Raw genomic sequence first — 9111 nt, 5'->3', positions numbered from 1 at the left:
CGATTCGGGCGAGATGGCCAAGACCACCAGGCTGGTGGCGCCGCGCCAGATCGCCAAGGCCAAGGACCGTCGACGCATGGAAGTGTCGATGGTCACCAAGGTCGGCGACCGCGATGTCATCCACACCATGCCTTTCGTGCAGATCAAGATGGCGCTGGCGGCCGGCCATACCACCAACCGGCCCTACCCGCCCTTCGATCCGATGCAGGTGTTCGGCGACGACGGTGACGACGCATCGGCGCAACCGGCGACGGCCGCCGCTACGCCGGGCCAGATCTACGGCACCAAGGTCGAAAGCGAAATGAGCCTGAAGACCGTCGACTTCCCCATTGAAACGGCTTCCTTCGATGAAAAGAGCGACCTTTCCGCCGATGAGGTGGAAAAGGTAGTGCGCGAGGCCGGCACCGATCTCAGCGACGGCGCCGTCCAGGTCGCTTCGCTCCACTATGTCGACCCGCAGCGATTTGGCGAGGCCTTTGCCGAGAGCATGGCCGGCTCCTACGACGTCAGGATCGTGCCGGAGAACGTTTCGGTCGCGCCACGTGCCAACGCCGATGACCAGGCACCGGCCTTCGCCGAGGAAATCATCCCTTTCACCAAGGATCTCGCCATCACGGAAGCCTTCGCAGATTCGGGCTATACGGGCGAGGACGCCGCCGGCATGGCCGAGGCGATCACCAAGCTCTTGAACGCCCCGGCGCTCAAGGCTGGAACCGTGCTGCGTGTTGGTCTCGAGGTCCATGGCGACGCCGCCAAGGTCGTGCGCACCAGCGTCTACGATCGGACCCAGCATATCGTCACCATCGCGCTCGACGATCGCGGCCAGTATGTGCCGGCGCAGGAACCGGAGCCCAATCCGGAGTTGCTGACGGCGTTCGATGATTCGTCGGCGCCAGTGGTGGTGCGCGGCAACCTGCCCAACGTCTATGACGGCATCTACCGCGCCGCCTATTCCTACGGCATGTCCAAGGCCATGACGCAGCGGCTCATCAAGCTGTTGGCTTCCGATGTCGACTTCCAGTCCCGCCTCAATCCGGCCGACCGTCTCGAAGTGCTGTTCTCGCAGCCCGACGGCGACGACCAGACCTCGGACAATTCCGAACTGCTTTACGTCTCGGCGACCTTCGGCGGGCAGACGCGCAATTTCTACCGTTTTCAGATGCAGGACGGCAGCACGGATTATTTCGACGAGGACGGCTCGAGCGCCCAGCAGTTCCTGCTGCGCAATCCGTTGCCGGCCGGAAAGTTCCGCTCCGGCTTTGGCGCGCGCAGGCACCCGATCCTCGGCTATGTCCGCATGCATACCGGCGTCGACTGGGCAGCCCCCATCGGCACGCCGATCATCGCCGCGGGCAATGGCGTCATCGAGAAGGTCGGCTGGGCCGGCGGCTATGGCAAGCAGATCATCATTCGCCATGCCAACGGCTATGAGACCTCCTACAATCACCAGAGCGCTTTTGCCAAAGGCATCGAACCGGGCGTTCACGTCCGCCAAGGCCAAACCATCGGCTATCTCGGCCAGACCGGCCTCGCCACCGGCCCGCATCTTCACTACGAGCTGATCGTCAATGGCACCAAGGTCGATCCGATGCGCGTCCGCCTGCCGGTCGGCAAGGTGCTGAAGGGCGAGGACCTTGTCGCCTTCAAGCGTGAACGCGAGCGCATCGACGACCTGCTGAAGCAGGAAGACAGTGATTCGCTGAAGGTCGCGAGCGCCAAGATCGAAGGATAGTTCCTTCGATCCACCCGTCAGTCGCGAGGGTTTTCGGCGGGCCGGCGCCATGGCAATGATTCGCCTGAAATCGTCATCCAGGCGATGACAGCCGAAAGCAGGCAAAGCAGCGCCGTTACAAAGGAAACAGCCGAGAATGCGGCGTCGCTGGCGGCAAGCCGTGCGGCGTCGACAGCCGGGGCCAGTCCGGTCGTCGCCGGTTCACCGAACCCCGGCACGCCGGGCAAGGCGCTGCCATCCAGGGCCTTCGCGTAGACCCAGGCGGCAAGCGACCCCATAGCCGCAACCGCAATCAGGCCTCCTATGCGCGAGACGGCATTGTTGATACCGGAGGCCGCGCCCGTATCCTTGTCTTCCACCGCCGTCATGATCGCGGTCGACAGCGGCGACACCACCAGCGCCATGCCGAACCCCATCAGCGCCATCAGCGGAAATGTTCCGGTCCAGAAATTGTGGATACCGGCATGCGTCAACAAGCCAAGCCCGGCGAAGGCGAAGGCAACCACCAGACTGCCGCTGGCGATCGGAAAACGCGGTCCGATCCGGTCGGACCACTGGCCGACAGGCCCAGACAGCAGTGCGATCAATGCAGACAGCGGCAGGAAGATGAAGCCGACCTCGGCCGTGCTCAGCCCCCAGCCGGCGATCAAAAGCATGGGCAGGTAGAAAAGATTGGCCGACAGCGCGAAATAGAGGAAGAAGGTCGCGAGATTGGCGCCGGCGAAGGCGCCGATGCGAAACAGATTGAGATCGATCATCGGCTCGCGCTGCCGGCGCTCGTAGAAAATGAAGACGAAAAGCAGGACCACGCCGGCAACGATTGCCGAACCCGACATGAATCCGGCAGCCTCCGCGTTCATCGCCGTCAGCCCGTAGGCCAGCAACCCGAAGGCCAGTGTCGCCAGCGCCGCGCCGCCAAGATCGAGGCTGCGCTTTTCGGTCGGCCGATCCGCCGGGATCTTGGCGAGCAGCAGGTAGATCGAAACCAGCCCAAGCGGCAGGTTGATGGCAAATATCGCACGCCAGATTCCATTGCCGAGGGTCGACAGCACGAAACCGCCCAGCACCGGACCGAGTGCCGTGGTCAGCGCCGAAGCGGCGGCCCAGATGCCGATTGCGCGGCCGCGCTCCTTTTTCGGATAGGCCTTGGCGATGATGGCAAGGCTGCCCGGCACCATGATCGCAGCGCCGACGCCCTGGATTGCACGAAACGCGATCAGCACCGCCGGATTGGGCGCCAGCGCGCAGGCCAATGAAGCGGCGATGAACAGCGCGATGCCGGCGACGAAGGCGCGGCGCAGGCCGAAGCGGTCGCCCGCAGCACCGCCGGCGAGGATGAGCGCCGAAAGCGTCAGCGCGTAGGCATTGGATATCCACTGCGCTTGCGCCAGGCTGGCGCCGAGATCGACGCGGATTGCCGGCGTGGCGATGGCAAGGATCGAACCGTCGATGAAACCAAGCGCTGAAGCCAGGATCGCGGCGATCAGCACATAGCGCCGCTGCGACTGCGGGCAGAACGTACCGTTGGCGGTCGGCGGCGGGACGGCAGCGGCTTTGCTCGGTGCATGCATGCAACCTGCATAAACCCGCGGCGCGCCCGCAACAACCAGCCAGCGGTCCCGGTGGTTGAAACCAGCTGCGCAGCCACCTGGCCGCATTGGCAGGTGCCGGCCCACGCAGGTGCAAACAAGCGCCGGCATGCTAAGCTTTCACGCGGCATCGGACGGGAGCCGATCAGACAGGGGGAGAAAATCGATGAAGCGACCGCTCGAACCATCCAGTCCGGGCTCCACCGCGTCGTCGGGCTGACCGACGGCGTCTTCGCCATCGCGCTGACCCTGATCGTTCTGGAGATTCGTGTACCGACGCACGAGGCGATCCATTCCGAAGGCGATCTCCTCGACGCCGTCCTGGCGTTGGCGCCGCGCTTCCTGACCTATGCGCTTTCCTTCCTGACGCTGACCATCTTCTGGTTCGGCCAGCAGGCGCAGCATGGGTTGATCACCAGATCCGACAGGCGGCTGGCAACGCTCAATTTGTGCTTTCTCGCCTTTATCGCCCTGCTGCCGTTCTCGACCGATCTTCTGGCCGACTTCCTCGAATTCAGAACCGCGGTCGCCGTCTATTGGCTCAATCTGCTGATGCTCGGCGTCACCCTGATCGCCAGCTGGCGCTATGCGGAGAAAAATGGCCTTCTGGCGGATGATGTCGACGTCGAAACGAAACGCACGGTCTACCTGCGCATCGTCAAGGCGCAGCTTCTGTGGGCGGTCGGCGCCCTGCTCTGTCTGGTCACCCCGCTGCTCAGCGTCGGCTTCATTCTCATGGTGCAGCTGATTTATGCCGCGACACCGAGCGCGAAATGGTTGCGCAGGATAATCGGGTAGAGCAATTCCAGGAAAAACGTGGAAAAGCGCGCAGCGCTGGAGCGGCTCGGAAGTCCATCGAACACTGAACCGCTCTAACCAGCGACGAACGCCGCATCGTCTCAGTCGACGAATTCCACCGTCACACCGGGCGAAACCAGCTTGGCCAGTTCGCGGGCATCCCAATTGGTTAGTCGCACGCAACCATGGCTTTCGGTCTTGCCGATCTTCGAGGGATCCGGCGTGCCATGGATGCCGTAGGTCGGCTTGTCCAACGCGATCCACACCGAGCCGACAGGGCCATTCGGGCCGGGCGGAATGGTCAGGACCTTATTGTTCTCGCCCTGTTTGAAATTGATGTTGGGGTTGTAAGTGTAGTTCGGATCGAGCGCGACACGGGACACGGCATGAATGCCGGACGGCGACGGCGTGTCGGACGAGCCGATGGTGGCGGGATAGGCCGCGACCAGCTTGCCCGCCGTATCATAGGCAAAGACCTCTTTCTTGCCCTTGTCGGCGACGATACGAGCCACCGGCGACGACACCAGTCTGCCGAAATTGGCAACCTTGATGATCGTTCCGGGACGGTTGAAATTGGCCTCCGGGTTGAGCGCCTTGAGATAGTTCTCGTCCATGTGGAAGCGCTCGGCAAGCGCTTCCGTGACCGACGTATAGCCCATGCGGTCGAGCTGCGCCTTCTGGCTGTAATCTTCCGGGATCGACGCAACATAGGGACCGGCCGCATCCTCCGGCGTGATCGTGTAGTTGGCCAAGGCATCGCCGCCCGATTGTGCAAGGGCCGCCTGGATGCCGACGGCGTCGGTCGATCGCAGATTGCTGCCGGTGATCTGGTTGTAGGCAGCCAGCGCCTTGTCGACATTCGAACCGAAGCGCCCGTCGATGACGCCAGGCGAAGCGCCGCCGCGATCAAGCAGCACCTGCAGAGCCGCGACATCCTGGCGTGCTCCGAGCGAAAGCGACGGGTCGACCACAGTCTTGCCGCCTGCTTTCGGCGGTAATCCCGCTTCGTCTGCAGGCGCCGGCTGCGCGGCGGGAGCCGTGGGCTGGACCGGCTCTATCGAGGCCTCGTTCAGCGGCTGGCGCTTGACGGAGGGCGGCGTTGCCGGCTGGGGCGCTTCCGGATAGTTGTCGTCGTAGACGCCGTCGCCGCCGGGGGCCGGCGGGTAGGCCTCGACGGAATTGTCGCCATAGGGATCATATTCCTGGACGGGCGGCGCGATGACCCGGCCTTCGTCTTCCATCTGCCTGCGGCGGAAGCGTGCCATGTCTTCCGGATCGTCGAGATAGTAGCGGTCGTCGTCGGCGGGAACGCGGCCGAGTTCGCGCAGCCGTGTCTCGCGGCGCAGCGCGCGTCGGTCGAGCCTGGTCTGCGGCGGTTGGATGGCGACGACCTTGCCCGTGTCCGCATCGACGATGACGCGGTTGCCCCTGGCGTCGTAATAGATGTCGAGATTGCCGTCCTGGGCCAGCAGGATGCCGCCGTCAGCGGGGCGGACGACCCGCGGCGAAGCGTCCTCAGTCGGCGCGGCGAACGCGCTTGAAAACGCCAGTCCGGCCGCAAGTGCCGAAAGGGTGAAGATCGTCCGCAACATGGTGGGCAAACTCTCCGGTCCGTAATTGCCGTCGCAGGCGGCTTTCGCGCGTAGCGAATCCTTCGCCAGCGAACCACCGCCCGACCATAAGGTTCCAATATGAACCGGGCATGAAGATGGCGGTTTTTCGGCGCCTCGACGAATATCAGCTAAATGCATATCGTCCAAAAGCGGCCCGGTTTGGGGCGAACGACATGCATAGAACCAAGAGCTAAAGCGCGTCGCCTGAATCCGTCGAACGTGACGCGCTTTAGCCTCAGGCAAGTCCCAGTTCCCTTCGCGCCTGCTTCGTCAACTTCAGGGCGACAAGACGATGGCTCTCGCGCAGGTAGTCCTTCAGCGCGCCATCATCCATGCTCTTGCTTGTCTGGCGCTGGATCCATTTCATGCCGCGCGAGGCAAGATAGGGTGCGGGCCGCAAGCCCGGCTGCTCCTTCAGCACATCATAGGCAATATCGGAACATTTGAAGGTAATGAAAGGGTCGCGGCCCTCGCTCCAGCCGCCGATGGCAAAGACCTTGGCGCCGACCTTCCAGACATGGGCGCCGCCCCACTGGACGACATGCGATGTGGCGGGCAGCGAGGCGCAGAAGCCGTTATAGTCGTCCAGCGTCATGCGTGCTCCTGCCGAAAGACGCGAAAAAGCCGCGCGCCCGTCCTGGGCGCGCGGCGTTCAATCAGGCTGCCGCTTCGGTCGCGACGACCGTCGGCTTCGAACGGAAATTCAGCCGGTCGGAGCCGGCGGTCACCTTGACGGTCGAGCCGTCGAGGATCTCGCCGAGCAGGATCTTCTCCGCCAGCGGATCCTGCAGGTCTTTCTGCATCACCCGCTTCAACGGCCGCGCGCCATAGGCGGGGTCGTAACCCTTGGATGCCAGCCAGTCGATCGCCTCCTGGTCCAGCGACAGCGTGATCTTGCGGTCGACCAGCAGGTTTTCCAGCCGCTTGAGCTGGATTTCGACGATGCGGCCCATATCCTGCCGGCGCAGCCGATGGAACAGGATCACCTCGTCGACGCGGTTGAGGAACTCCGGCCGGAACGACGCCTTGACGACGTTCATCACCTCGTCGCGAACCTGATCGACATCCTGGTCCTCGCCGAGATTGACCAGGTATTCGGCGCCGAGGTTCGACGTCATGATGATCAGCGTGTTGCGGAAGTCGACCGTGCGGCCCTGCCCATCGGTGAGCCGGCCGTCGTCGAGCACCTGCAGGAGCACGTTGAACACGTCGGGATGCGCTTTCTCGATCTCGTCGAACAGCACGACCTGATAGGGCCGGCGCCGCACCGCTTCGGTTAGCGCGCCGCCTTCCTCATAACCGACATAGCCGGGAGGCGCGCCGATCAATCGGGCAACCGAATGCTTCTCCATGAACTCCGACATGTCGATGCGCACCATCGCGCTCTCGTCGTCGAACAGGAAGTTCGCCAGCGCCTTGGTCAGTTCGGTCTTGCCAACGCCGGTCGGGCCGAGGAACATGAACGAGCCGATCGGCCGGTTCGGATCCTGCAGGCCGGCGCGAGCGCGCCGCACTGCCTTGGAAACAGCTTGCACCGCCTCGCCCTGGCCGACGACGCGCTTGCCGATCTCGTCTTCCATGCGCAACAGCTTGTCGCGCTCGCCTTCCAGCATCTTGTCGACCGGAATTCCGGTCCAGCGCGAGACAATGTGGGCGACATGATCGGGCGTGACCACTTCCTCGACCATGCCAGCCTTGCCATCCTGGGCCTCGGCTTCCTTCAGCTTCTTTTCCAGTTCCGGGATCTTGCCATAGGCAAGCTCGCCGGCGCGCTGGAACTCGCCCTTGCGCTGGGCGATGGCCAGTTCGTTGCGCGCCTCGTCAAGCTGCTTCTTGAGATCGGCGGCGAGCCCGAGCTTCTGCTTCTCTGCCTGCCATTTCGAGGTCATCTCGGTCGATTCCTCCTCAAGGCTGGCGAGGTCCTTCTCGAGCCGGGCAAGCCTGTCCTTCGAAGCCTCGTCCTTCTCGACCTTCAGCGCTTCGCGCTCGATCTTGAGCTGCATGATGCGGCGGTCGATCTCGTCCAGCGCTTCGGGCTTGGAATCGACCTGCATGCGAAGCCTCGAAGCGGCCTCGTCGACGAGGTCGATCGCCTTGTCCGGCAGGAACCGGTCGGCGATGTAGCGGTTGGACAGCGTCGCCGCCGCGACCAGCGCCGAATCGGAGATGCGCACCTTATGGTGCTGCTCGTATTTCTCCTTCAGGCCGCGCAGGATCGAGACCGTGTCCTCCACCGTCGGCTCCTCGACGAAGACCGGCTGGAAGCGGCGGGCGAGTGCGGCATCCTTCTCCACATGCTTGCGGTATTCGTCGAGCGTGGTGGCGCCGACGCAGTGCAGTTCGCCGCGCGCCAGCGCCGGCTTCAGAAGGTTGGACGCATCCATGGCGCCGTCCGCCTTGCCGGCGCCGACCAGGGTGTGCATCTCATCGATGAACAGGATGATGCCGCCAGCAGCGGCAGTGACCTCGGAAAGCACGGCCTTCAGCCGCTCCTCGAACTCACCGCGATATTTGGCGCCGGCGATCAGCGCGCCCATGTCGAGCGCCATCAGCTGCTTGTCCTTCAGCGATTCCGGCACGTCGCCATTGACGATGCGCAGCGCCAGGCCTTCGGCGATCGCCGTCTTGCCGACGCCCGGCTCGCCGATCAGCACCGGATTGTTCTTGGTGCGGCGCGACAGCACCTGGATGGTGCGGCGGATCTCGTCGTCGCGGCCGATGACCGGATCGAGCTTGCCGGCGCGGGCATCGGCGGTGAGATCGCGCGCGTATTTCTTCAGCGCGTCATAGCCCTGTTCGGCATTCGCCGAATCGGCGGTGCGGCCCTTGCGGACGTCGTTGATCACCTGGTTGAGCGCCTGCGCGGTGACGCCGGCCTTGGCCAGTATGTCTGATGTCTTGGCTGATTTCTCGACCGCCAGCGCCGTCAGTAGCCTTTCGACCGTGACGAAGCTGTCACCGGCCTTCTTGGCCAGTTCCTCGGCTGTCGAAAACACCTTGGCCAACGGCTGTGCCAGATAGAGCTGGCCGTTGCCGCCCTCCACCTTGGGCATCGCTTCGAGTGCCGTCTCGATGCCGAGCTTGACGTCGCGGACGCTGCCGCCGGCGCGCTCGATGAGCGACGCAGCCAGACCCTCGTCGTCATCGACGAGCACTTTCAGGATATGTTCGGGGGTGAATTGCTGGTGGTTGCGCGAGAGCGCCATGGTTTGCGCGGATTGGATGAAGCCGCGCACGCGCTCCGAGTATTTCTCGAGATTCATACCTGTCTCCTTCCATCACCGGCCCGCTTTGCGGCACCGGATCAGTTTGCGGTGACGGACCCGCCCGTGAGAGCCGGATCCAGTTGAGGCTGATATGGTGCGCAACCCGCGAACCC

General features: G+C 63.8%; 6 protein-coding genes (1 of these 6 running past the window's edge). 2 read left to right on the top strand and 4 right to left on the bottom strand.

Going from position 1 to position 9111, the window contains the following annotated elements; genetic code table 11:
- A protein-coding gene (locus tag FJ979_RS24560; protein WP_181165386.1) for a M23 family metallopeptidase crosses the window boundary here: on the top strand, positions 1-1732 show its 3' portion. It extends 239 nt beyond the left edge of the window; only the last 1732 of its 1971 coding nucleotides appear in the window; its start codon lies beyond the left edge, outside the window; the stop codon is at positions 1730-1732.
- Between the two features lie 17 nt (positions 1733-1749).
- Here the strand turns inward: FJ979_RS24560 and FJ979_RS24555 are convergent, their stop codons facing one another.
- Positions 1750-3303: an MFS transporter gene (locus FJ979_RS24555; RefSeq protein WP_140584072.1), complete on the bottom strand. Its 1554-nt coding sequence runs from the start codon at positions 3301-3303 to the stop codon at positions 1750-1752.
- 93 nt (positions 3304-3396) lie between these two features.
- Here FJ979_RS24555 and FJ979_RS24550 point away from each other — a divergent pair, with 93 nt between their 5' ends.
- Positions 3397-4119, top strand: coding sequence for a TMEM175 family protein (locus FJ979_RS24550; protein WP_224684669.1), 723 nt, complete (start codon positions 3397-3399; stop codon positions 4117-4119).
- Between the two features lie 101 nt (positions 4120-4220).
- On the opposite strand, the gene FJ979_RS24545 is transcribed toward FJ979_RS24550, so the two are convergent.
- The 3 genes from FJ979_RS24545 to clpB form a co-directional block, all read right to left on the bottom strand.
- Positions 4221-5711 carry a L,D-transpeptidase family protein gene (locus tag FJ979_RS24545; RefSeq protein WP_140558176.1) on the bottom strand — a complete coding sequence of 497 codons (1491 nt, stop codon included), beginning with the start codon at positions 5709-5711 and terminating at the stop codon, positions 4221-4223.
- A gap of 256 nt (positions 5712-5967) precedes the next feature.
- The gene (locus FJ979_RS24540) at positions 5968-6327 is read right to left on the bottom strand and encodes an MmcQ/YjbR family DNA-binding protein (RefSeq protein ID WP_140565948.1); all 360 of its coding nucleotides are present in this window, start codon (positions 6325-6327) and stop codon (positions 5968-5970) included.
- A 61-nt stretch (positions 6328-6388) separates the two neighbouring features.
- Positions 6389-8995, bottom strand: coding sequence for an ATP-dependent chaperone ClpB (gene clpB, locus FJ979_RS24535; RefSeq protein ID WP_140500939.1), 2607 nt, complete (start codon positions 8993-8995; stop codon positions 6389-6391).
- Between the last annotated feature and the right edge of the window lie 116 nt (positions 8996-9111).

The sequence above is a fragment of the Mesorhizobium sp. B1-1-6 genome (assembly GCF_006443035.1).
GTDB lineage: Bacteria > Pseudomonadota > Alphaproteobacteria > Rhizobiales > Rhizobiaceae > Mesorhizobium.
The sequence above is the reverse complement of the archived record's forward strand: the minus strand, read 5'-3'. Positions and strand labels throughout refer to the sequence as shown.

What these genes read in the sequence shown, in the direction of transcription:
- FJ979_RS24540 (WP_140565948.1), bottom strand. Translation starts at nt 6,327, where the DNA reads ATGACGCTGGACGACTATAACGGCTTCTGCGCCTCGCTGCCCGCCACA.
- FJ979_RS24555 (WP_140584072.1), bottom strand. Translation starts at nt 3,303, where the DNA reads ATGCATGCACCGAGCAAAGCCGCTGCCGTCCCGCCGCCGACCGCCAAC.
- clpB (WP_140500939.1), bottom strand. Translation starts at nt 8,995, where the DNA reads ATGAATCTCGAGAAATACTCGGAGCGCGTGCGCGGCTTCATCCAATCC.
- FJ979_RS24545 (WP_140558176.1), bottom strand. Translation starts at nt 5,711, where the DNA reads ATGTTGCGGACGATCTTCACCCTTTCGGCACTTGCGGCCGGACTGGCG.